Source organism: Pedococcus bigeumensis (assembly GCF_006438965.1).
In the GTDB taxonomy this organism is placed as follows: domain Bacteria; phylum Actinomycetota; class Actinomycetes; order Actinomycetales; family Dermatophilaceae; genus Pedococcus; species Pedococcus bigeumensis_A.
On sequence record NZ_RCZM01000002.1, the window covers coordinates 237,549 to 260,516 of the forward strand.

At 70.5% G+C, this 22,968-nt stretch carries 21 protein-coding genes; 11 read left to right on the forward strand and 10 right to left on the reverse strand.

Annotation, left to right across the window (positions count from 1 at the left end; translation table 11 throughout):
• The first annotated feature begins 51 nt into the window (after nucleotides 1–51).
• From EAH86_RS06020 to EAH86_RS06035, 4 genes are all read left to right on the forward strand, one after another.
• Complete coding sequence (locus EAH86_RS06020) at nucleotides 52–1,152, forward strand: site-2 protease family protein (protein ID WP_140737743.1); 1,101 nt, start codon at nucleotides 52–54, stop codon at nucleotides 1,150–1,152.
• A gap of 43 nt (nucleotides 1,153–1,195) precedes the next feature.
• The gene (locus tag EAH86_RS06025) at nucleotides 1,196–2,269 is read left to right on the forward strand and encodes a tRNA (adenine-N1)-methyltransferase (RefSeq protein ID WP_140737744.1); all 1,074 of its coding nucleotides are present in this window, start codon (nucleotides 1,196–1,198) and stop codon (nucleotides 2,267–2,269) included.
• Between the two features lie 135 nt (nucleotides 2,270–2,404).
• Complete coding sequence (gene arc / locus EAH86_RS06030) at nucleotides 2,405–4,144, forward strand: proteasome ATPase (protein WP_140737745.1); 1,740 nt, start codon at nucleotides 2,405–2,407, stop codon at nucleotides 4,142–4,144.
• Between the two features lie 98 nt (nucleotides 4,145–4,242).
• Nucleotides 4,243–5,103: a sterol desaturase family protein gene (locus EAH86_RS06035; protein WP_194150745.1), complete on the forward strand. Its 861-nt coding sequence runs from the start codon at nucleotides 4,243–4,245 to the stop codon at nucleotides 5,101–5,103.
• Here the strand turns inward: EAH86_RS06035 and EAH86_RS06040 are convergent.
• The 4 genes from EAH86_RS06040 to EAH86_RS06055 all read right to left on the reverse strand — a co-directional run bounded on the left by EAH86_RS06040 (nucleotide 5,030) and on the right by EAH86_RS06055 (nucleotide 10,247).
• Nucleotides 5,030–7,699: an AMP-binding protein gene (locus EAH86_RS06040; RefSeq protein ID WP_206665750.1), complete on the reverse strand. Its 2,670-nt coding sequence runs from the start codon at nucleotides 7,697–7,699 to the stop codon at nucleotides 5,030–5,032. The genes EAH86_RS06035 and EAH86_RS06040 overlap by 74 nt on opposite strands.
• A 65-nt stretch (nucleotides 7,700–7,764) precedes the next feature.
• Nucleotides 7,765–8,172, reverse strand: a complete 408-nt coding sequence (locus EAH86_RS06045; RefSeq protein ID WP_140737746.1) for a DUF3054 domain-containing protein — start codon at nucleotides 8,170–8,172, stop codon at nucleotides 7,765–7,767.
• Between the two features lie 7 nt (nucleotides 8,173–8,179).
• Entirely contained in the window at nucleotides 8,180–9,169 is a 990-nt protein-coding gene (locus EAH86_RS06050) for a ribose-phosphate diphosphokinase (RefSeq protein WP_140737747.1), read from the reverse strand.
• Between the two features lie 46 nt (nucleotides 9,170–9,215).
• The gene (locus tag EAH86_RS06055) at nucleotides 9,216–10,247 is read right to left on the reverse strand and encodes an alpha/beta hydrolase (protein WP_241668228.1); all 1,032 of its coding nucleotides are present in this window, start codon (nucleotides 10,245–10,247) and stop codon (nucleotides 9,216–9,218) included.
• Nucleotides 10,248–10,287: 40 nt separating this feature from the next.
• Here EAH86_RS06055 and dop point away from each other — a divergent pair, with 40 nt between their 5' ends.
• From dop to prcA, 4 genes are read left to right on the forward strand one after another with little or no spacing between them, the layout of a single operon-like run.
• On the forward strand, nucleotides 10,288–11,805 hold the full coding sequence (dop, locus tag EAH86_RS06060) for a depupylase/deamidase Dop (RefSeq protein ID WP_140737748.1): 1,518 nt from the start codon (nucleotides 10,288–10,290) through the stop codon (nucleotides 11,803–11,805).
• Between the two features lie 35 nt (nucleotides 11,806–11,840).
• Nucleotides 11,841–12,047 carry a ubiquitin-like protein Pup gene (locus tag EAH86_RS06065; protein WP_056914404.1) on the forward strand — a complete coding sequence of 69 codons (207 nt, stop codon included), beginning with the start codon at nucleotides 11,841–11,843 and terminating at the stop codon, nucleotides 12,045–12,047.
• Entirely contained in the window at nucleotides 12,044–12,871 is an 828-nt protein-coding gene (prcB, locus tag EAH86_RS06070) for a proteasome subunit beta (RefSeq protein ID WP_140737749.1), read from the forward strand. Before EAH86_RS06065 ends, prcB begins: the two co-directional genes overlap by 4 nt.
• Nucleotides 12,868–13,710 (forward strand): proteasome subunit alpha, encoded by an 843-nt coding sequence (gene prcA, locus EAH86_RS06075; protein WP_140737750.1) that lies wholly within the window; start codon nucleotides 12,868–12,870, stop codon nucleotides 13,708–13,710. Before prcB ends, prcA begins: the two co-directional genes overlap by 4 nt.
• 6 nt (nucleotides 13,711–13,716) lie before the next feature.
• Here prcA and EAH86_RS06080 read toward each other — a convergent pair whose 3' ends face one another.
• From EAH86_RS06080 to EAH86_RS06100, 6 genes are all read right to left on the reverse strand, one after another.
• Nucleotides 13,717–14,442: a dienelactone hydrolase family protein gene (locus tag EAH86_RS06080; RefSeq protein WP_140737751.1), complete on the reverse strand. Its 726-nt coding sequence runs from the start codon at nucleotides 14,440–14,442 to the stop codon at nucleotides 13,717–13,719.
• A gap of 69 nt (nucleotides 14,443–14,511) precedes the next feature.
• Nucleotides 14,512–15,147 (reverse strand): peroxiredoxin, encoded by a 636-nt coding sequence (locus EAH86_RS06085; protein WP_140737752.1) that lies wholly within the window; start codon nucleotides 15,145–15,147, stop codon nucleotides 14,512–14,514.
• A 49-nt stretch (nucleotides 15,148–15,196) separates the two neighbouring features.
• Entirely contained in the window at nucleotides 15,197–16,150 is a 954-nt protein-coding gene (locus tag EAH86_RS06090) for an alpha/beta hydrolase (protein ID WP_140737753.1), read from the reverse strand.
• A 107-nt stretch (nucleotides 16,151–16,257) separates the two neighbouring features.
• Nucleotides 16,258–17,250, reverse strand: coding sequence for an NAD-dependent epimerase/dehydratase family protein (locus EAH86_RS06095; protein WP_140737754.1), 993 nt, complete (start codon nucleotides 17,248–17,250; stop codon nucleotides 16,258–16,260).
• A gap of 10 nt (nucleotides 17,251–17,260) precedes the next feature.
• Nucleotides 17,261–18,469, reverse strand: coding sequence for a hypothetical protein (locus EAH86_RS20420; protein ID WP_170212773.1), 1,209 nt, complete (start codon nucleotides 18,467–18,469; stop codon nucleotides 17,261–17,263).
• A complete protein-coding gene (locus tag EAH86_RS06100) occupies nucleotides 18,462–20,021 on the reverse strand; it encodes a hypothetical protein (protein WP_140737755.1) in 1,560 nt (519 codons plus the stop codon). The genes EAH86_RS20420 and EAH86_RS06100 overlap by 8 nt, the downstream gene beginning before the upstream one ends.
• Nucleotides 20,022–20,085: 64 nt before the next feature.
• Here EAH86_RS06100 and pafA point away from each other — a divergent pair, with 64 nt between their 5' ends.
• The 3 genes from pafA (at nucleotide 20,086) to EAH86_RS06115 (ending at nucleotide 22,952) form a co-directional block, all read left to right on the forward strand.
• Nucleotides 20,086–21,453 carry a Pup--protein ligase gene (gene pafA, locus EAH86_RS06105; protein WP_140737756.1) on the forward strand — a complete coding sequence of 456 codons (1,368 nt, stop codon included), beginning with the start codon at nucleotides 20,086–20,088 and terminating at the stop codon, nucleotides 21,451–21,453.
• 105 nt (nucleotides 21,454–21,558) lie between these two features.
• On the forward strand, nucleotides 21,559–22,509 hold the full coding sequence (locus EAH86_RS06110) for an FKBP-type peptidyl-prolyl cis-trans isomerase (protein WP_161988578.1): 951 nt from the start codon (nucleotides 21,559–21,561) through the stop codon (nucleotides 22,507–22,509).
• Nucleotides 22,510–22,565: 56 nt separating this feature from the next.
• Complete coding sequence (locus EAH86_RS06115; RefSeq protein WP_140737758.1) at nucleotides 22,566–22,952, forward strand: FKBP-type peptidyl-prolyl cis-trans isomerase; 387 nt, start codon at nucleotides 22,566–22,568, stop codon at nucleotides 22,950–22,952.
• Nucleotides 22,953–22,968 lie beyond the last annotated feature (16 nt).

Here is a 22,968-nt window from a genome sequence, read left to right on the forward strand (position 1 = left end):
GTATGGCGCAGTGCGGGAAATGGCGTCGGGGCGGTCACGTAGGGTCAGCCCATGACGACCCGGGCTCCCGAGAAGGAACCGGAGGAGTCCGGCCACGGTGTGCGGATCGCGCGGGTCGGCGGCGTGCCCGTCTACCTCACCCCGAGCTGGTTCATCATCGCGGCGATCATCGTCGCGATCGTGGCGACGCCCTACTTCCCGGACCGCGTCGGCGTGGGTGTTGCCCTCGGCGTGACCCAGGCACTTCTGCTCCTGGTCAGCGTGCTGGTGCACGAGGCTGCCCACGCCGTCAGCGCGCGCGCCTTCGGTATGCCGGTCATCCGGATCGTCGCGAACCTCTGGGGCGGGCACACCTCGTTCGAGGCGACCCGCAGCGCGCCCGGGAGGATGGCCGCCATCGCCGCGGCCGGGCCCGGCGCGAACGCGGTCCTGGCGCTGGCCGGATGGCTCCTCCTGCTGAACACGTCAGGGGACCGCACGAGTGCCCTGCTCAGCGGGCTGGTCATCATCAACGGCTCGCTGGCCGTCCTGAACGTCCTCCCCGGGATGCCGCTCGATGGCGGACAGGTGGTGGAGAGCCTGGTCTGGAAGGCCACGGGGGACCGCAACAAGGGGGCGGTCGTCGCGGGGTGGTGCGGCCGGGTGCTGACCGTCCTGCTGGTGCTCGGCTTCTTCGTCCGACCCCTGGCTCAGGGCCAGGCCATCGGTTTCGACTCCATCTGGGTCTTGGTCATCGGGTCGGTCCTGTGGACCGGTGCCACCGAGTCGATCCGTCGCGGGCGCGCGCTGTCGAGCCTGTCCCGCATCCGCGTGGGCTCGGTGATGCAGGCGCTGACGGTGCTTCCCGGCTCCGCGACCGTCCAGGCCGCCATCGACCTGCCCACCATCGTGCTGACGCTCGACGAGCGTGGCGTCCCTTGCCTGGTGTTCCTGGACACCGGACACGAGATCGCGCCGTCGGCGCCGCTGATCTCGGCGGTCACCCGGCTGCCGGACGAGAACGTCGTCGAGGCATCCCCTGACGACGACGTGACGGCAGTCGTGACTGCGATGCACGCCACCGGCGTCGGCAGCGTGGTCCTCACGGCGGCAGGCCGTGCCTACGGGTTCGTCAACGGCGCCGACATCAGCCAGGCCCTGGCCCGCCCCTAGGCCGGGTCCGGGTGGCTGCCATCCGCAACTAGACTTCCCGCCCATGAGCACCACCCCCCAACCGACCGGTCCCGCCCACACCCCGCCCATCGGTGCGGACCTGCGACGCGGACCGTTCACCGAGGGGGAGCGCGTCCAGCTGACCGACCCGAAGGGGCGGCTGCACACCATCACCCTCGAGGCCGGGCGCGAGTTCCACACGCACCGTGGCCGGCTGGCCCACGACGACCTCATCGGCTCACCGGACGGCTCCGTGGTGCGCAACACCGCCGGCGTCGAGTACCTCGCGCTGCGCCCGCTGCTGTCCGACTACGTCATGTCGATGCCGCGAGGGGCTGCGGTCGTCTACCCCAAGGACGCCGGCCAGATCGTGACGATGGCCGACATCTTCCCCGGGGCCCGGGTCGTCGAGGCCGGAGTGGGGTCGGGTGCGCTGTCCATGTCGCTGCTGCGCGCAGTGGGCGAGCAGGGTCACGTGCACTCGTTCGAGCGGCGCGAGGACTTCGCCGACATCGCCAAGGGCAACGCCCGGGCCTTCTTCGGGCTCGACCACCCTGCGTGGCAGGTCACCGTCGGCGACCTCGTCGAGACGCTGCCCACGGTCGAGGAGCCCGGGTCGGTCGACCGCGTGGTCCTGGACATGCTGGCTCCATGGGAGTGCCTCGACGTCGTCTCCGACGCCCTCGCGCCCGGTGGCGTCATCATCTGCTACGTCGCGACCGCGACCCAGCTGTCCCGGGTCGCCGAGGCGCTGCGCGACCACGGCGGCTACACCGAACCCGAGGCGTGGGAGTCGCTGGTTCGTGGCTGGCACCTCGAGGGCTTGGCCGTGCGCCCCCAGCACCGGATGCACGGCCACACCGGCTTCCTCATCACCAGCCGTCGCCTCGCCCCGGGCGTCACGCCACCGCTGCGCAAGCGCCGGCCCGCCAAGGGCTCGACCGACGAGGAAGGGGCCCTCCAGAGCGGTCTCGCGTTCGGCGCCGAGAGCGACTTCACTGCCGAGGACGTCGGCGAGCGCATCCCGTCGGACAAGAAGATCCGTCGTCTCCGTCGCTCGGTCGCCGGGCCCACGCCTCCCACGGACGAGACGACGGGCTCCGTCACCGATCTGTGACCCGAATCTCTCACCCAAACCTCCCCGACACCTGAGGGGTTCGGGGTTAGGTTTGAGTCATCGGCCGCGCCCAGGCTCGCGCAGGGCTCGGTCGGTACCGCTCGATCGCCACCGCGTTGTCCTGAGGGAGCCGACATGACCGATCACAGCACCCCCGCAGACCACTCCGAGGACCGCCGCCAGGTGGAGCTGCTCGCCGAGGAGGTCGCCGCGCTGCGCCAGCGCCTGGCCGACAGCCCGGTGCGGTCGCGTGAGCTCGAGACCAAGGTGCTGCAGCTGCAGTCCAACCTCGCCACGGTGTCCTCGCAGAACGAGCGCCTCGTGCGCACCCTCAAGGAGGCGCGCGAGCAGATCATCACCCTCAAGTCCGAGGTGGACCGGCTGGCCCAGCCACCCGCGGCCTATGGCGTGATCCTCGAGTCCTACGACGACGCCACCGTCGACATCCTCACCGGCGGTCGCAAGATGCACGTCGCCGTGAGCCCGGCGGTCGACCCGGCCGAGCTGTCCAGCGGGCGCGAGGTCCGGCTCAACGAGGCGATGAACGTGGTCGCCACGTGCGGCTACGAGCGCATCGGCGAAGTCGTCATGATCAAGGAGCTGCTGGGCGAGGGCCGGGTGCTGGTGGTGGCGCACGCCGACGAGGAGCGGGTCTGCCGGATGGCCGACTCCCTCGAGGGGGAGCCGATCCGGGTCGGCGATGCGCTGCTGCTCGAACCGCGGTCGGGGTTCGTCTACGAGCGGATCCCCAAGGCCGAGGTCTCCGAGCTGGTCCTCGAAGAGGTCCCCGACATCGCCTACGAGGACATCGGCGGCCTGGCCGGCCAGATCGAGGCGATCCGCGACGCGGTCGAGCTGCCCTACCTGCACCCCGACCTGTTCACCGAGCACAAGCTCAAGCCCCCGAAGGGCGTCCTGCTCTACGGCCCTCCCGGGTGTGGCAAGACGCTGATCGCGAAGGCGGTCGCCGCCTCGCTGGCCCGGAAGGTCGCGGAGAAGGAGGGCAAGCCGGTCGGCAAGTCGTTCTTCCTCAACATCAAAGGCCCCGAGCTGCTCAACAAGTACGTCGGCGAGACCGAGCGGCACATCCGGCTGATCTTCCAGCGGGCCCGCGAGAAGGCGTCCGACGGCACGCCCGTGGTCGTGTTCTTCGACGAGATGGACAGCCTGTTCCGCACCCGCGGGTCGGGCGTCTCCTCCGACGTCGAGACCACGATCGTCCCGCAGCTCCTCTCGGAGATCGACGGTGTCGAGCGCCTCGAGAACGTCATCGTCATCGGCGCCTCCAACCGTGAGGACATGATCGACCCGGCGATCCTGCGACCCGGCCGCCTCGACGTGAAGATCAAGATCGAGCGCCCCGATGCCGAGAGCGCCCGCGACATCTTCACCAAGTACCTCGTGGCCGACCTGCCCCTGCACGAGCACGACCTGGCCGAGCACGGCGGGTCTCCGCAGGCCACCGTGGACGCGATGATCACCGCGACGGTGGAGCGGATGTACTCCGAGATCGAGGAGAACCGGTTCCTCGAGGTGACCTACGCCAACGGCGACAAGGAGGTCCTCTACTTCAAGGACTTCAACTCGGGCGCGATGATCCAGAACATCGTCGACCGGGCCAAGAAGATGGCGATCAAGGACTTCCTCACGGTTGGGGCAAAGGGCATCCGGGTCGACCACCTGCTCGCCAGCTGTGTCGACGAGTTCAAGGAGAACGAGGACCTGCCCAACACCACCAACCCGGACGACTGGGCCCGCATCTCCGGCAAGAAGGGCGAGCGGATCGTCTACATCCGCACGCTGGTCACCGGCAAGAGCGGCACCGAACCGGGTCGGTCGATCGACAACGTCGCCAACACCGGCCAGTACCTCTGACCGGTACGTCCCGTTCTTCCGCACCCGGGTGGTGCCGGACGGGTGACGCGCGACGCAAAGGCTGGACGAGGCTAACTTACTCTCGGTAACTTAGCCTCGTGGATCACCTGCTGCGGGACCCCTCACTGCTCGCCGTGCCGTTCTTCGTGCTCTTCATCGTCCTCGAGCTCGTCGCCCTCAAGGTCCTCGACGACGGTGAGCGGGACGGGCCCAACGCTCCGCTGATGGGCTACGCCGGGAAGGACTCCCGCGCCAGCCTGTCGATGGGCCTGGGGTCCGTCGTCATCAACGGAGGAGCCCGCGCCGCCGCCCTGCTCGGCTACACCGTGTTGTATGCCGTGACGCCGCTGCGGCTCGACCCGCACGGCTGGTGGACCTGGGTCGTCGCGCTGCTCCTCGTCGACCTGCTGTGGTACTCCTACCACCGCAGCAGCCACCGGATCCGGGTGCTGTGGGCGATGCACCAGGCGCACCACAGCAGCGTGCACTTCAACTACACGACCGCATTGCGGCAGAAGTGGAACCCGTGGGGTGAGCTGCTGTTCTGGGTCCCGCTGCCGCTCCTGGGGATCCCGCCGTGGATGATCTTCTTCGTCTTCTCGCTCAACCTCGTCTACCAGTTCTGGGTGCACACCGAGACGATCCCCAAGCTGTGGCGGCCGATCGAGCTGGTCTTCAACACCCCGTCGCACCACCGCGTCCACCACGCCAGCGACGCCGAGTACCTCGACCGCAACTACGGCGGGATCCTCATCGTCTGGGACCGGCTGTTCGGCACCTTCCGCGAGGAGCAGCAGCGCCCGAGGTACGGCCTGACCCACCCGGTCACCACGTTCAACCCGTTCCGGCTGCAGTACGCCGAGTTCGCCCAGATGGTCCGCGAGGTCAGAGCGGCGCGTCGGTGGCGGGACCGGCTGGGGTACGTGTTCGCACCACCCGGCTGGTCACCTGAGTCCTGAGGTCCCGGCGGGCCACCAGAGCCCTGAACACCCGTCGCACGGTCGCTTCGAGCCCGGTCCACAACCGGCAGTAGGCGATTCCGACGACGAGGCAGCAGGCCATCGCCAGCAGCGAGCTGTAGCCCATGATCCGCGGGTAGACCACGAAGTGGGTCAGGTAGACGAACAGCGACGCCGTGGCGATCTGCGAGGCTGCCCGGCCGACCCAGCCGGGGACCCTGGCGGTCGGGAACCAGATGAGCGCGAGCAGCCCCACGACGATGGTCACCTCACGGCCGGGCATGCTGGGCCAGAACCCCGGCACGGTGAGCACCGGGATTGCCGACACGAGCAGCCGCTGCCGCGTCGTGGTCGCCCGCGCCGCCGCCCAGCCGGTCGCGAACAGCCAGATCAGCACGTAGGCGTTGGCGCCCCGGTACGGCCCCGCGTCGGGGACGAGCACGCCATACCTCGTCAGCAGGCCCACGCCCACGAGGGCGAGGGGGAAGGCGAACGGCCACCGCCGCTCCCAGCGGTCCACGGCCGGAATCGCCATCAGCAGCGCGGTCCCGAGCAGCAGTGACGTGATCGCCTCGATGAACCAGTAGTGCCAGTGGGGCGACCACTGGGCCCAGTCGCCGAGCACCTGGTTGACCATCAGCACGTTGCGCCAGTCGTAGGTGCCGGCCACGAGGGCCACTGCCCCGATCCACGCCGCGCTGGGCAGCACGACGCGAGCCACGCTGCGCCCGATCCCGCGGACCCGCTCCCGCCGGGGGCGTGAGGTGAGCTGGAACCGCGCCACGTTGTAGCCGACAAGGGCCAACAGGGTGTGGGCTCCTCCCGGCACGAAAGACAGGTGGGTGTGGTTGGCCAGGATGAGCAGGATGGCCATTGCGCGGACCAGCACCGTCGTGTCGACGGTGTGCAGCCGCCGTCGGGTGCGCACGGCACCGGGAGCCGAAGCAGCCGCACCCAGCTCGCTGGGCGCGAGGAGGTGCCAGCCGTGGGGCAGCGCGTCGAGCAGGCCTTCCAGGCGCAGCGACACCTCGACATAGGACAGCGAGTCGCCGCCGAGGTCAACGAAGCTCGTTGTCTGGTCGGCCTGTGGTGCCGACAGCAGGGACCGGTAGAGCGTCACCACGTCCTCGGTCAGGTCCCCTGTCTGGCGCTGCAAAGCGCCCGCAGCGGCAGACTGTGCGGCCTGTGCGGCCTGTGCGCGGTGCGCACCGATCAGCTCCGCCATGCCGGGGTAGTCGGGCTTGCCGGTCGCCAGCCGCGGCGCCTCCGAGCCGTCGAGCACCACCACCCCCGACGCAGGTATGCCGTGCCGCCGGGTCACGGTCTGCGTCACGTCGGCGCCGCTGCCGGGTGCCGCGACCAGGACGCCGATGGCGTCACCGAGGTCGACGCAGTGCGTCTCGTGGCCGGTGGCCGCCAGGTCTCGTTCGACCTGGTCGAGGTCGATGCGCAGCCCCACGACCTTGGCGAACCGGCTGCGGCGCCCGACGATCTCGACGAGGCCGTCGGGGCCGAGGCGGGCGAGGTCACCTGTCCGCAGCTCGTGCACCTCGCGGCCTCGCGCGAGGTCGAGTCCGGACTCGGCATAGCCGAGCATGACGTTGGGACCGGAGTAGACGAGCTCGCCCAGGCCACAGTCGATCTCGCTCAACAGGTCCAGCCGGAACGAGCCGCCGGGTACCGGCCGACCGACCGACTCCGGGCGGGCCGAGAGGAGGTCAGGAGGTAGGACGGCCATCCGGGCGGTCGCCTCGGTCTGCCCGTACATGACGAACAGGTCCCAGCCGTGCCCGCGGCCGAGCGCCGCATAGCGCTGCACCGTGTCTGGAGCCAGCCGGCCGCCGGCCTGGGTGACTACGCGCAGGGACGGGTGCGTCCGCTGGGTGAAGCCACTGCGGTCGAGCAGGTCGAAGCTGTGGGGGACGCCGGCCAGGGTGGTCGCCCCGACCTCGTCGAACAGGGTCCAGAAGCAGGGGTCGACGACCGAGAGGTCGGTCAGCACCACTGCCGCACCGGCGCTGAGGTGGCTGTGCACCACGGACAGGCCGTAGCAGTAGTGCAGCGGCAGGCTCGTGATGGCCCGGTCGGTCCGACGCACGCCGAGCGACTCGGCGATGGCAGCGGCGTTGCTGTCGAGGTTGTCGTGCGAGAGGCGGACCACCTTGGGCGACCCTGTCGACCCGCTGGTGGTGAGCAGCAGGGCCAGGTCGACGTGCAGGTCGTGGGCGGCGACGGTTCGGCGCGCGGTCACCTGCCAGCCCGAGTCCCCGCGGCCGGCGACGACATCCGGGTCGTAGGCGTCGATCAGGCCGTCGAGGTGCTGCAGCCGGTCCCCGGGAGCCAGCAGCGGGACGTGGCCGGCGTGCAGCGCGCCGAGGTAGGTGACCAGGGCGTCCAGCGAGTTCTCGGCGGCGATGAGGACCAGGCGTCGTCCGGTGCCCAGGGCGATGCCGGCGGCAACCACCCGGTCGGCGAGCGCGGCATACGTGAGGCACGTGTCGCCGGTGTGGACGGCGATGTCCTGGCCCCGGTCGGCGAGGGTGGCGACGAAGCCGACGCGGCGGCGGGTGGGGGAGGACAGCGGTCGAACGGGCACTCCGGGATCGTATTAGGTAAGGCTTACCAAACTCAAATGGTCCGCACAGCCGCGAGACAGGTGGCTCAGCGTCGCGCTGCGGCCCTGTCGGCCCAGCGACCCAGACCCCCGACGGCGAACCGGAGGACCTCGGCCGCGCACCGCCAGCCGAGGAGGAACAGGCCCAGGGCGAGCAGGGTGACCACGCCGAAGCTCCAGGCGAAGCCGCCGCCGGTTGCCACCCGGAGGAGCAGGCCAAGGACGACGGTCACCAGCCAGACGGTGCTGGACCCGGGCATCCGCACCGGCCATCCGGTGCGCAGTCGAGCGACCTCCCACCCGACCAGCAGCGCCACGACGAACGGCCAGGCCACGCCGAGGACACCACCGAGGGTGACTCCCTCCGTGTGGCTGATCCGCCCGATGGTGGCGAAGAGCACGACGAAGGCCAGGTCGGCGACGAGGGCGAGCCCCGCTGCGCGCAGGGGTCTCACCCAGGCCTCAAGCGTGGACCTTGTCGAACAGCGAGGCCTGCGGCGGCGCGTGGGTCGGGTCGACACCGTCGAACAGGCTGCTCACCGACTCGCCCGCGTGGATCCGCTTGATGGCCTCGGCGAAGAGCTGCGACACGGAGCGGACCTTCAGCTCGGGCCAGCGACCCGGGGCGGGGACCGTGTCCGTGGTGATGACCTCGCCGATCATGGGGTGGTCGCGGAGGCGCTCCACCGCCTTGCCGGCGAACAGGCCGTGGGTGCAGGCGACGTCGGCCCGTGGGCACCCGAGGTCGGCCAACCGGTCCAGCAGCTCGACGATGGACCCACCGGTCGCGATCTCGTCGTCGAGGATGATCGCCCGCTTGCCGGTGACGTCACCCACGATGGAGTCGATGATGACCCGGTCGTCGGCGAGGCGTTGTTTCGACCCGGCGGCAACAGGCAGCCCCAGCAACCGCGCGAACTGGGTGGCCGTCTTGGCGTTGCCCAGGTCGGGGGAGACGACGACTGAGTTCTCGAGGTCGGTCCCACGGAAGTGGTCGGCCAGCACGCCGATGGCGGTGAGGTGGTCCACCGGGACCGAGAAGAACCCATGGACCTGCGGCGCGTGCAGGGTCATCGTGAGGACCCGGTCCACGCCGGCCGCCACGAGCATGTCGGCGACCAGCCGACCGCCGAGCGAGATCCGGGACGCGTCCTTCTTGTCGGAGCGGGCGTAGGCGTAGTGGGGGATGACTGCGGTGATCTGGGCTGCCGACGCGCCCCGGGCGGCGTCGATCATGAGGAGCAGCTCCATCAGGTGCTCCTGCGTCGGGGGCACGAGCGGCTGCACGATGTAGACGTCGCGCTGACGGCAGTTGGCGAGCAGCTGGGCCTGCAGGCAGTCGTTGCTGAACCGCTTGATCTCGGCGGGCGACAGGTCCACGCCGAGTGCGTCGCAGATGCGTTGGGCCAGCGCGCGGTGCGCGCTCCCGCTGAAGACCACGATGTCCCGCAATGGCACTCCTGGTGGATGGGTGTCCGGCAGACGGTCTGCAACGAGCCTAACCCGCCGGACCGCCCTGTGGCGCGCCGGCGGCATACAGGTGGGACCGAAGCTCGGACACGAGCTCGGCGCGGTGCTGGGCCGCGACCGGAACGGCGCCCGGTATCGACGCAAAGCCGTGGGGGACCCGGACGTAGTTGGTGGCCCTGACCTCGACACCGGCAGCCCGAAGCGCCGCGGCGTAGCGAAGGCCGTCGTCGCGCAGTGGATCCAGGTCGGCGGTCTGGACCAATGCCGGCGGCAGGCCCTCCAGGTTGCCGAACAGCGGCGAGACGACGGGGTCTCGCCAGTCCGAGCCGGTCGGGGCGTAGTGCTCGCGGAAGACCACGATGCTCTTACGGGTCAGCATCGGGGCGTCGGCATGCAGGTCGATGGACGCCGAGGCCAGGGTCATGTCCGTGGCGGGGTACAGCAGCGCCTGGTGACGGATGGGGGAGTCGCCCCGGTCGCGCAGCTGCTGCGCCGTGACCGCGGCGAGGGTGCCTCCGGCGCTGTCGCCGCAGACGGCGATCCGGCTGGTGTCCGCCCGGAGGACGCTGCCCCGCCCCGCGACCCACGCCGTGGCGTCGACGCAGTCCTGAGCCGCGGTGGGGGCTCGGTGCTCGGGAGCCAGCCGGTAGTCGACCGACACGACCACGGCGCGTACCTGCGCGGCCACGTGGGAGCAGAGCGGGTCGAACATGACGACGTTGCCCTGGACGAAGCCGCCGCCGTGGAGGAAGACGATGACGGGCACGTCGGTGTCGGTGTCGCGCACCGACCGGGGCCGGTAGATCCGCAACGGGATCTCGTAGCCGTCCCTGGCCCGAGCCGTGCCGTAGGTGATCCCCACCGACCGGTCCACGGGGCCGGCGACCCACGAGAACGGCGGTCGGTCCGGGTAGGTCATCCCGCGGCCGGCCTGGATCTGCTCGACCGTGCGGCTCTCGACGGCCGGGCGCAGCCAGTTGTCGAGCACGGCGGTCACCAGGGCTGTCTGGGGGTACATCGCGAAGGGGGAGTGCCGCATGGTGCGCCACTCTTCCACCATGGGCACCGCCTAGGGTGAGTCCCATGAGCGTGAGTCACGCATGACGGTCCGCAGGGTGATGGGGATCGAGACGGAGTACGGCATCTCGGTGCCCGGGGACCCGGCCGCCAACCCGATGATCCTGTCCGGACAGGTGGTCAACGCCTACGCGTCCGCGCAGGGGATCAGGGCCGCCCACGCGTCGTGGGACTACGCCGACGAGGCGCCGCTGCGGGACGCCCGTGGCTTTGAGATGGGCCGCGGCGCTGCCGATGCGAGCCAGCTCACCGACGAGGAGGACCCCACCCTCGCCAACGTGGTGCTGACCAACGGCGCCCGGCTCTATGTCGACCACGCGCACCCGGAGTACTCCTCACCCGAGGTGACCTCACCCCGTGCAGCCGTGGCCTTCGACCGGGCCGGCGAGGCGATCATGGCCGAGTCGGTGCGGAGGCTCTCGCAGGTCCCGCCCGGCGTGAACCTCTACAAGAACAACACCGACGGCAAGGGCCAGTCCTACGGCACCCACGAGAACTACCTGATGCGCCGCGAGACACCGTTCACCGACATCGTGCGCCACCTCGTGCCGTTCTTCGTCGCGCGCCAGGTCGTCACCGGGTCCGGCCGGGTGGGGATCGGCATGGACTCGCGGACCGCCGGGTACCAGCTCAGCCAGCGCAGCGACTTCTTCGAGGTCGAGGTCGGGTTGGAGACGACCCTGAAGCGGCCGATCATCAACACCCGTGACGAGCCGCACGCCGTGGCCGACCTCTACCGGCGGCTGCACGTCATCATCGGCGACGCCAACCACTGCGACGTCGCCAACCTGCTCAAGCTGGGCACCACCTCGCTCGTGCTGGCCATGATCGAGGACCGCGCGATCGACGTCGACCTCACCGTGGCCCGGCCCGTGGCGACCCTCCAGGCGGTCAGCCACGACCCGACCTGCACCTCGCTCATCGAGCTGCGCGACGGCACCAAGCTCACGGCGGTGCAGCTGCTCTGGCGCTACCACGCCCTCGCGGAGCGCTACCTCAAGAGCAGGTATGCCGGCGAGCTCGACAGCGACACCGACGAGGTGATGCGGTGGTGGGCGATCGTCCTCGACCGGCTCGAGCGTGACCCACGCGAGGCGTCGCGGGAGCTCGACTGGGTGGCCAAGCAACAGGTGCTGCAGGGCTACATCGACCGCGACGGCCTCGACTGGACCGACTCCCGGTTGCGGGCCATCGACATCCAGTGGTCCGACGTGCGTCCCGACAAGGGGATCTTCCACAAGCTGCGGGCGGCCGGACGGTTCGAGGAGCTGGTGACGGAGAGCGCCGTCATGGAGGCCGTGCACGAACCGCCGCACGACACGAGGGCCTACTTCCGGGGCAAGTGCCTGGAGAAGTACCCCGACCAGATCGCGGCCGCGTCCTGGGACTCGGTCATCTTCGACATCCCCGGCCAGACGTCCCTGCAGCGAGTCCCGATGCTCGAGCCGCTCCGGGGCACCAAGGCCGCCGTCGGGGCCTTGTTCGACCGCAGTCCGGACGCCGCCACCCTGTTGCGTGAGTTGGCCTCCGCATCGGGATAGGTTGATCACAAGCACCGCGAGCGAGAGGTCACACCATGCCCAGCCAAGAGCAGAGCCGGCCACAGCGGCGCGACGACGCCCCCGACGAGGCGCCCGAGCCCACCCCCGCAGCGCCGGAAGCCACGGCCCGCAAGGAGAACCTCGACTCGGACATCGACAGCGTCCTCGACGAGATCGACGGCGTCCTCGAGTCCAACGCGGAGGAGTTCGTCCGCGGCTTCGTCCAGAAGGGCGGCCAGTGACCACTGGCGCCGACGCGGGGAAGCTCCCCGCGGCATACCTCTCGGCAGGGTCGTCGTCGTTCACCGAGTTCGTCGGCGTCCACGCCCCCCAGCTGCTGCCCTCGCGACGGGTGCTGCCCCCGGGCAACATGCTCGAGGCGCCGCACGGCACCACCATCGTCACGGCGACCTTCGCCGGGGGCGTGGTGATGGCAGGCGACCGCCGGGCGACGATGGGCAACCTCATCGCCAACCGCGACATGGAGAAGGTCTTCGCCGGTGACGAGTACTCCGCCGTCGGCATCGCCGGCACGGCGGGGATCGCCATCGAGCTGGTCAAGCTCTTCCAGGTCGAGCTCGAGCACTACGAGAAGATCGAGGGCACGCTGCTCTCGTTGGAGGGCAAGGCAAACCGGCTCGCCTCGATGATCCGGTCCAACCTCGGCATGGCGATGCAGGGCCTGTCGGTCGTGCCGTTGTTCGCCGGCTACGACCTCGACCGCCAGCTCGGCCGGATCTTCTCCTACGACGTGACCGGCGGCTGCTACGAGGAGCACGACCACCACAGTGTCGGCTCGGGTTCGCTGTTCGCGCGCGGTGCGCTGAAGAAGGTCTGGCACCCCGGCCTGTCGGCCGAGGAGGTCGTGAGTGTCGTCGTCGAGGCGCTCTACGACGCAGCCGACGACGACTCCGCCACCGGTGGACCCGATGTCGGCCGCCGGATCTGGCCGACCGTCGCCGTCGTCGGACCCGAGGGCGTGCGCTTCGTCGGTGACGACGAGCTGCGCATGGTGGTCGAGGCCGTCATCGCCGCCCGCCAGGGCAACCCGGGAGGTGCCCGATGAGCAGCATGCCGTTCTACGTCTCGCCCGAACAGCTCATGAAGGACCGGGCTGACTACGCCCGCAAGGGAATTGCGCGTGGTCGGTCGGTGGTCGTGCTGGGCTACGACAAGGGGATCGTGTTCGTCGCGGAGAACCCGTCACGGGCCTTGCACAAGGTGTCCGAGATCTACGACCGGATCGCCTTCGCGGCCGTCGGCAAGTACAACGAGTTCGAGAACCTCCGCGTCGCCGGTGTCCGGTATGCCGACCTGCGCGGCTACTCCTACGACCGCACCGACGTCACTGCTCGCGGTCTGGCCAACGCGTACGCGCAGACCCTGGGGACGGTGTTCACCCAGGAGTCCAAGCCCTACGAGGTGGAGATCGTCGTCGCCGAGGTGGGCGCCACCGCGGAGGACGACCAGATCTACCGGCTGACCTACGACGGCTCGGTGGCCGACGAGCTCGGTTTCGTCGCCATGGGTGGCGCAGCCGAACCCATCGAGACCGCCCTGAAGGACCGCTGGAGCCCGGGACTGTCGCTCGGGGACGCCCTGAGCCTGGCGGTCGAGCTGCTCGGTCAGGACCCGGCCCCGGGACCGGCTGGTGGCACGACACGGACCCTCACGGCGGCCCAGCTGGAGGTGGCGGTCCTCGACCGGGAGCGGCCACGCCGGACCTTCCGCCGGATCGGTGGGGGACTGCTCGACGCGCTGCTCAGCACCGAGGACCCGACGAGTGACGCCCCCGCCGAGGACGACCCCACCCCGGGGCGCCACGACACCCTGACGGGCGAGGGGTCGCCGCGCGACGAGTCCAGCAACCCGCAGACCCAGCGTCCGGAACAGGGACCGGAGTAACCCTCCTCAGACGGGAAGCTTCTCGCCGAGCCAGGCGGTGGTGGTGGCCCACGCCTCCTGTGATGCGCCCTGGTGGTGGAAGAGCGGGGAGGGGTTGTCGAAGGCGTGCCCTGCTCCGGCGTAGGTCACGAAGGTCACGTCGTCGTTGTCCGCGGTGACAGCGGCTTCGATCTCGCGCACCGTGTCGGCCGGGATGTAGTCGTCCGAGAGCCCGAAGTGGTGCAGGCTCGGCGCACTGACCTGCGGGGCGAGGGCCAGCAGGTTCGGCAGCGCGGACCCGTAGTAGCTCACCAACGCGTCGGGGCCCGCGCCCGCGGCTCCCGTCACGGCGGCGACGTTGAACGCCAGGCCACCCCCGAAGCAGAAGCCCAGCATGCCCACGGGTCCATCCACTGCCGCGTGGTCCTGCAGCGCGTCCAGGGTGGCGGCACCGTCACTGACGGCGGCCTCCCAGTCGAGCTTGCCAAGCAGCTCCATCGCCCTGGGGAGACCATCGGCCGCCTCGCTGACGACCTCGTCGCCGATCCGCCAGTACAGGTGGGGGACGAGGACGACGTAGCCGAGCTCGGCGAGGTCGCTGGCGCGGCTGCGGATGTAGTCGGTGACGCCGAAGATCTCCTGGAACAGCACGACCCCCGGACCTGATCCGGACTCGGGCTGGTAGAGGTCGGCGGGCACCTCGCCGTCAAGGACGGAGACGGGGTGGCTGGTGTGGTCGCTCGCGGTGGTCATCCCCCCAACGTAGGCGGCGTCGGCCCCAGAGTGGGGACCGAAGCCGCATACCGGGTCGTGGGGGCGCCGTCAGGCGCTGGGTGCCTCGGCGTAACGCAGGTAGGGCTTGACGACCTCGACACCCTTGAACCGCGCCTGCGCGTCCTCGGTGCTGACGGTCGGGGCGACGATGATGCGCTCACCGGCCTTCCAGTCGGCGGGCGTCGAGAACGGGCCGGAGTCGTTGACCTGCAAGGCGTCCAGCGCGCGCAGGATCTCGTCGAAGTTGCGGCCGGCGCTCTTCGGGTAGGTCAGCGACAGGCGCACCTTGCCCACTGGGTCGATGAGGAAGACCGAGCGGACGGTGGAGGCGTCGCCGGCGCCCGGGTGGATCATGTCGTACAGCTCGGCCACCTGGCGGTCCTTGTCGGCGATGATCGGGTAGTCGACGGCAGCACCCGACAGCTCCTCGATGTCGGCCTTCCAGGCGGTGTGGTCCTCGAGGGCGTCGACGGACACGGCGAGCACCTTGGTGTTGCGGGCGGCCCACTCGTCCTTGAGCTGGGCGACGCGGCCGAGCTCGGTGGTGCACACGGGGGTGAAGTCGGCCGGGTGGCTGAACAGCACTGCCCAGCCGTCACCCTTCCAGTCGTGGAAGGTCAGCTCGCCCTCGGTGGTGTCGGCGGTGAAGTCGGGGGCGTCGTCGCCCAGTCGCAGGGTGGCCATGACGGTCCTCTCAAAGGTAACGCGAAGTTTGTCGAGACCAAACATGCCGTTACTTGACCGAGGAGTGGATGCCCTGTCCGGATGTTGGTATGCCGGCGAGGCCGGCGAAAGCGTCAGCGACGGCTGCGACGGCGGCCGGTTCGAGCAGGACGCCGTAGTGGTCGCCGGCGAGCCTGGTGACCTCGATGTCGTCGGGAAGCCGGGCCTCGGCGATGTGCTCGGGGGAGTACAGGCCCCGCGGTTGGCCGAGTGGTCCCCGCGACGCCCAGAACAGGTGGGCCCGGCACTGGAGGGTGTGGATCGCGCTCAGGGTCGCCGGATCGCTCATCAGGTCGGCCCAGTCGGCCCGAACGCACTCCAGCGAGCTGGTCGAGCGCATCTGCCCGGCCACCCCAGCCAGGTCGTGCAGCAGGTATGCCGCGAGGTCACCACCGGCAGGCGACTCCAGGAGCGGTCCCATGGCCGGGTGGGCAGCCCAGTGACGCAGGTAGGCCGCCTGGTCGTCGAAGGTCATCGAGAGCCGATCCATCGCCGGCCCGATGATGCTGTGCAGGACCTCGTCGACGTCGAAGGTCCCGGGGGAGGGGAAGGCGAGACCGCCGTCGACGAGGACCACCGAGCCGACCCGCTCGGGGTGGGTGGCGGCGGTCAGTACGGCGGCGAAGCCGCCCATCGCGTGACCGGCCAGGACAGCGGACTCGAGACCGAAGTGGTCGAGCACCCGCACGGTGTCTGCGACGTGGTCGGCCAGTCCCGTCGAGCGCAGCGAGGCGCTCTCGGCCCGGCCGCGCATGTCGGGGGCGAGCAGGGTGACCCGCCCGGCCAGCGCGCGGCCCACCGGCACCCAGACCAGACCGTTCGAGGAGATGCTGTGCAGCGCGACCACGGTGGGCGCGTCAGCAGGAGCCTGGGCGAGGACGTGCACCGCGAGGTCGCCCCCGGCGACGGGAACCCGTTCGGTGAGCTGCTGCGGCACGGTGCCCCCTGTCTCGTGGCTCGTCACGCGTGCTTGGTCAGGACAGGACGCTACGCAGGGCTTGGGGCGTCTGACATGGCCGCCGTCCCCACATCGCCCAGCGGGAAATGTGCCGACGGGCCACTGCGAGGCGGCTACTGGCGCGCGTCGGCCAGGAGGTCGACCTCGTCCGACGGCGAGAGGCCCGCCTTGCGGGCGCGGCCGGGCCCGGCCGCCACTTCCCAGGCCAAGGTGTCCCTGAGGGTCTCGCCGATCGGTCTGCTGGTGAGTCCCAGGGCAGCGGCAGCAGCGGTGCTGCGCGCCATGAACCCGGCATACTCGGGCAGGGGCAACCACAGCGGCAGGCTCCGGTTCCCGGACCAGGGCTGCACCTCGTGAGCCGCAAGCCAGTCCTGGTCGACCTGCACGACCTCGCCGTCGTGGCCCGCGACCTCGCGTGCGGCGGCAAGGTGGTCGCCGAGCGGCAGCACCGGGCCACTCGCGTTGACCACCCCGGTCGCCCGCCCGAGTCCGGCCCGCACCAGCCAGTCGGCCAGGTCGCGGACGTCGAGGACCTGCGTGGCCACGGGGCTGTCGGGCACCAGGACCGCCCCGTCGGGGTCTGCCGGGTGGGCAAACCTCAGGGGCCAGTACCCCGTGCGATCCGTGTGGTCGCCCGGGCCGGCGATCAGTCCCGACCGCGCCACCAGGGCCTTGTCACCCACGTGGTCGAGGATGCTCTGCTCACTGGCCACCTTGCGCCCGCCATAGGTCTCCCACCCCTCGTCGTCCGCCTCGTGGGCGGGCAGCAGCTCGGCGGACTCGTCGGCCCCCTCGATGTCGCCCGTCGCATAGACCGACGCGGAGGACACGAAGACCCACGAAGCCGCACGCGCACCCAACGCCTCGACCGCGCTGGTGACGTGGCTGGGTTGGCGCGCGACGTCCACGACGACGTCCCAGTCACGACCGCGGACGTCGTCGTATGCCGCGGGGTCACCACGGTCGGCCAGCACCACCTCCACGTCCCGCGGGGGCGCGCCGGACTCCCCTCGGGCAAGGACTGTGACGTCCTGCCCGAGGGCGCGGGCAGCGGCCACGACTTGACGCCCGAGCCAGGCGGTACCACCGAGGACGAGCAGCGACATGGAGTTCGACTCAGGCGCGAGTGGCTGCGCGCTCGCCGAGCTCGGCCTTCGCGTCGTCCTCGTCCGTCTCGTCGTCCGTCTCGCCGTCCGTCTCGCCGTCCGTCTCGCCGTCCGTCTCGCCGTCGGTGTCGTCGTCGCTGTCGTCCACCTCGGACTCAGCGACGACGCCCACCTCGTCGGTGGCCGCTGCGGACTGGTCGAGGGTGGCCTCGTCGGTCGCTTCGGCGTCGTCCGTCGACTGGTCGGCAGCCTGGTCCGCCGCAGCGGCAACCGGCTGGGGAGCCGGTGCGTCGTGGTCGCCGAAGGCCTCAGCGATGGCGCCGCCGCCGAGGGTCTGCAGCATCTGGCGGACGTTGCTCAGCTGCGCGGTGATGCTGTCGCGTCGTGCGGTCGCCGCGGAGAGCTCGCGCTCGGAGTCCCGACGGATGCGCTCGGCCTGCTCCCTCGCTGCGCTGACCAGCTGCTCGGCCTCGGCCTTGGCTGCCTCGAGCGCACGCTGGCTCTCGGAGTGGGAGTCGGCGTGGGCCCGCTCGCTCTCCGCGGAGAGGGTCGCGGCGCGTTCCTGCGCCTGGGTGAGCGCATTCTCGTGGGCTGCCATCTGCGCGGAGAACTCGGCCGCAGCCTTGTCGCGGCGCTGGCCGAGGGTCGCCTCGAAGTCCGCGGCGGCGGAGGCGGCCCGGGCCCGCTGGTGCTCGTAGAACGCCTCGGCCTCCTCGCGGCGGGCAGAGGCCTCGCGGTCGGCGTCGTCGAGGATGGCGTCGGCCTGCTGCTTGGCCTTCTCCACGACCTGGGTGGCCTGGGCATCGGCCTTGGTCCGGATGTCCTCCGCATAGCGGTCTGCCTCGGCGCGGACCCGGTCCGCCTCCAGGGTGGTGGTGCCCTTGAGGGTGTCGGCATCGGCCTGCGCATTGCTGCGGATCTCGGCGGCCTCCTCGTCGGCGAGCCCGAGGATGTTCCCGATCCGCTCGCCGAGGTTGGCGTACGTGGGGGCGGCGGCCTTGCTGTGCTCGTCCTTGAGGCTGGCCAGGGTCTTCGCGGTTCCGGCCTGCTCCTCCTGGGTGCGGGCGAGGGCTGCCCGGAGCTCGCTGACCTCGACGGTGCGTTCGGCGGCCTCCTGCCGGGCCTGGTCCAGGGCGCCGGCGTGCTCGGCGCGCCACTGGTCGACCTGGGCGGGGTCGTAGCCGCGCAGGACGCTGCGGAAGGAGCTGGTGTCACTCATGGTCGGTCCGTTCTTGGTGGGGGGACGGGTCAGGATCAGTGCTGGTGGCGGACTCAGTGGTCGGGGAGTCCGCTGAGGGGTCTGTGGTGGGCGGGTCGGTGGACCCGTCGACGGGGGTGGGCGAGTCCTGCGCAGCGGCCCGGTAGGGCACCGAAAGGGCGTCGATCACCCCGGAGAGGTGGCCGAGCTGGGTGGTGATGTCCTGCCGACGCGAGGCGAGAGCCGCCACCTCGGACCGAGCCCGCTCGAGCATCGACCGGGCTTCCTCACGCACCCGGTCGGCATCGGCGCGTGCGGTGGCGGTCGTGGTCACGAGCTCCTCGCGGGCCAGGCGGTGCGACTCGTGGGTCTCCCGCTGGAGTCGTTCGATCTCCTGGGCGGTGCGTTCCCGGACGAGGCGGGCCGCCTTGTCGGCCTCCTCGAGCCGTCGCGCCGCCCGCTCGTCGGCCGCCCGTTCGGTCTCGGCAGCGCTCGACCGGATCCGCTCCGACTCCTCGGCTGCGGCCGCGAGGGTGCGCTCGGCCTGGGACTGTGCCGCCGCCATCACGGCCTCGGCCTGGGCGCGCAGGCTCTCGGACTCCAGTCGAGCCGACTCGCGTTCGGACCGGGCTCGGTGGGCGGTCTGGGCCAGGGCGGTCTGGATCAGCTGACGGCGGGAGCGCATCCGCGCCGCGAGCTCGCGGTGGGTCTCCTTGCGCATCCGGCTCACCTCGGCATCACCCTCGTCGAGGATCCGGCGGACGGTGTCCTGACCCCACTTGAGGTGGTCCTCTGCCTGGGTCATGATCTCGCCGGCCTCGGTGTGGGCGCGGTCCACCCGCTCCTGGGCGTCCGCCCTCGCCTGCTCCACCAAGGCGGTGGCCTGGGCAGTCGTCTCCTGCTGGTGCAGGGCGGCGGCGCCCATGGTGCGCTCGGCCTCGACCTGCGCGTCCTCGCGGAGCTTCGCCGCAGTCGCGGTGGCCTCCTCGAGCAGGGCCGCGCGAGCGGCCTTCTCCTGCTCGTCGCGGTCGGCGAAGTGGGCATCCATCTTCTCGACACCCGCAGCGAAGGCGGCGTCGCGCTCGCCCTCGTGCGCGGCATACCGCTGCATGGCCGTGTCGTAGTCGGTCTGGGCGCTGGCCTGCAGGGCCTCGGCGCGGGCGTGCGCACCGTCGAGCAGGGCCTCTGCCTCTGCCCGTGCGGAGGTAACCGCCTCCTCGCTGGTACGGCTCGCCGACTGCGTGAGCATGGACGCCTGCTCGGTGGCATCCTCGACCAGCGACTCCGCCTCGCGGGTGGCGTCGGCCAGCGCGCGACCGGCCTGGTCGCGGTCGCGGACGGCATCTGCGTGCTGGCGCTCGGCATCGTGGAGCAGCCCCTGCACCTCCTCGCGGATGCGAGCCGCCTCCGCGCGCGCAGTGGCCAGGACCTGGTCGGTCTCGGCTCGCATGGCGTCGGCATAGGCCTGGGCACGTTCGAGGATGGACTGGGTGTGCCGCGTCAGGTCGCCCACCTGGGTGGTGGAGCTACCGGCGACACGGGTCCCCGCGTCCGCTGCTTGGGCGTCGGGCATGTGCCCATCTTCCCACGCGTGGCGTGAGCCGCAGCCCGAGACCCCGGAAGCCTAGAGTGTGGGCATGGACCGGCGGATCTTCGGGATCGAGAACGAGTACGGCATCACGTGCACGTTCGAGGGTCAGCGCCGCCTCACTCCCGACGAGGTGGCGCGCTACCTGTTCCGCAAGGTCGTGTCGTGGGGGCGCTCGTCCAACGTCTTCCTCTCCAACGGCAGCCGGCTCTACCTCGACGTGGGCTCGCACCCCGAGTACGCCACCCCCGAGTGCGACCACGTCCGACAGCTCGTGGTCCACGACAAGGCGGGGGAGCGGATCATCGAGGGCCTGGTCGCCGACGCCCAGGAGCGGCTGGCCGAAGAGGGCATCGAGGGCGAGATCTACGTCTTCAAGAACAACACCGACTCGGCGGGCAACTCCTACGGCTGCCACGAGAACTACTGCGTGGGGCGGGCAGGGGAGTTCCAGCAGCTCTCCGACGTGCTCATCCCGTTCCTCGTGAGCCGCCAGATCACCTGCGGAGCAGGCAAGGTGGTCACGACCTCCAAGGGCGCGACCTACTGCGTGAGCCAGCGGGCCGACCACATCTGGGAGGGCGTGTCCTCGGCGACCACCCGCAGCCGACCCATCATCAACACCCGGGACGAGCCGCACGCCGACGCCGAGCGCTACCGCCGCCTGCACGTCATCGTCGGCGACTCCAACATGAGCGAGACGACCACGATGCTCAAGGTCGGGTCCGCCGACCTCGTGCTGCGGATGATCGAGGCCGGGATGGTGGTGCGCGACCTCACCCTCGAGAACCCGATCCGGGCGATTCGCGAGATGAGCCACGACATGACCGGTCGCAAGACGGTCCGGCTCTCCAACGGGCGCGAGCTGTCCGCGCTGCAGATCCAGAGCGAGTACCTCGAGCGGGCCCAGACCTTCGCCGACCGCGAGGGTCTCGAGGACCCGATCCACAAGCAGGTCCTCGACCTGTGGGAGCGGACCATCCGGGCCGTCGACACCGACAACCTCGCCCTGGTCGACACCGAGATCGACTGGGTCATCAAGCACAAGCTCATTGCCGGCTACATGGCCAAGCACGACCTGCCCATGGAGCACCCCCGGATCGCCCAGCTCGACCTCGCCTACCACGACGTCAACCGCGAACGCGGCGTCTTCTACGTGCTCCAGAAGCACGGTCGCGCGGCCCGGATCACCACGGATCCCGAGGTGTTCGAGGCCAAGACCGTGCCGCCACAGACCACGCGGGCCAAGCTGCGGGGCGACTTCATCAAGGCCGCCCAGGAGCACCGTCGCGACTTCACCGTGGACTGGGTGCACCTCAAGCTCAACGACCAGGCCCAGCGGACCGTCCTGTGCAAGGACCCGTTTGCGGCCGTCGACGCGCGCGTGGACCGGCTGATCGAGGGCATGCGCGGGTGAGCCACCCGGTATGCCGCGTGGGCGGCATACCAGGCGAATCGGGCTTTGCCAGCCTTGCCAGTTATGGTGGTCGCTGGTTCCGCCCCCCAGCGAAAGTCCTCCATCGTGCATCTGCGTCGTTTTCCTGCCCTCACTGCAGCCGCTCTGGCTGCCGCCTTGGTCCTCACCGGTTGTGGTGGCACCAAGGACGCCAAGGGCTCCGCGCTCGACAAGATCACGGTGACGGGCGGCAGCGACACCACGGCCCCCACCGTGACCGTGCTCCCGAAGCCGTTGTCCGTGACCGAGACGACCACCAAGGTGGTCAAGGCAGGCAGCGGCGCCCAGGTCAAGGGCGACGAGATCGTCAGCCTCAAGTACGTCCTGCTCAACGGCAAGGACTCCTCCGTCCTGGACACCAACTACGGCAAGCAGGACCTCGGCCTCAACCTCGGTGCGGCCAACCTGCTGCCAGGCCTCAAGAAGGGCCTGCTGAACCAGAAGATCGGTTCACGCGTCCTCGTGGCGATGCCGCCCAAGGACGCCTTCGGCACCCAGGGCAACGCCGACATCAAGGTCGGCGCGACCGACACCGTCGTCTTCCTGATGGACGTGCTGTCGGCGCAGAAGCCGCTGGCCTCCGCCGAGGGCAAGGAGGTCAAGCCCGCTGCCGGGCTGCCCACCGTCAAGGTCGAGGGCGCCGACAAGCCCGCCACGATCACGATCCCCAAGGGCGTCAAGCCGCCGACCAAGACCGTCGGCCAGCTGCTCATCGAAGGCGCCGGCGCCAAGGTCGCTGCCGGCCAGACCGTCCGGGTCTCCTACACCGGTGTCCTCTACAAGGACGGCTCGGTCTTCGACAGCTCCTCCAAGACTCCCGAGAGGTACTTCGAGACCGTGATCGGCAAGCAGCAGGTCATCAAGGCATGGGACGACCAGATCGTCGGCAAGACCGTCGGCAGCCGCATCCTGCTCGTGGTCCCGCCGGCCGACGGCTACGGCGCCGGCGGCAGCCCGCCGAAGATCAGCGGCACCGACACCCTCGTCTTCGTCGTCGACATCCTCGCCGCCTTCTGACCCACGCCCTCAGGCGGCACCACCCACCCCGAATCCCTCTGCGAAGGAGCAGCCCCATGGGTTTTGACCCGAACACCACCAAGCCCGAGATCGACTTCCCCGGCGACGCGGCCCCCACCGAGCTCGTCATCGAGGACCTCACCGAGGGTGACGGCCAGGAGGCCGGCGCCGGTGACACCATCTCGGCCCACTACGTCGGCGTGGCCCACTCCACCGGCGAGGAGTTCGACGCCTCGTGGAACCGCGGCGCGCCGCTGGACTTCCGCCTCGGCGTCGGCCAGGTCATCCGTGGCTGGGACGAGGGCATCGTCGGCATGAAGGTCGGCGGCCGTCGTCGGCTCGTCATCCCCGCGCACCTCGCCTACGGCGACCGCGGTGCGGGCGGCGCGATCAAGCCCGGTGAGACCCTGATCTTCGTGGTCGACCTGGTCGACGTGCGCTGAGCGGTCCTTCACACCA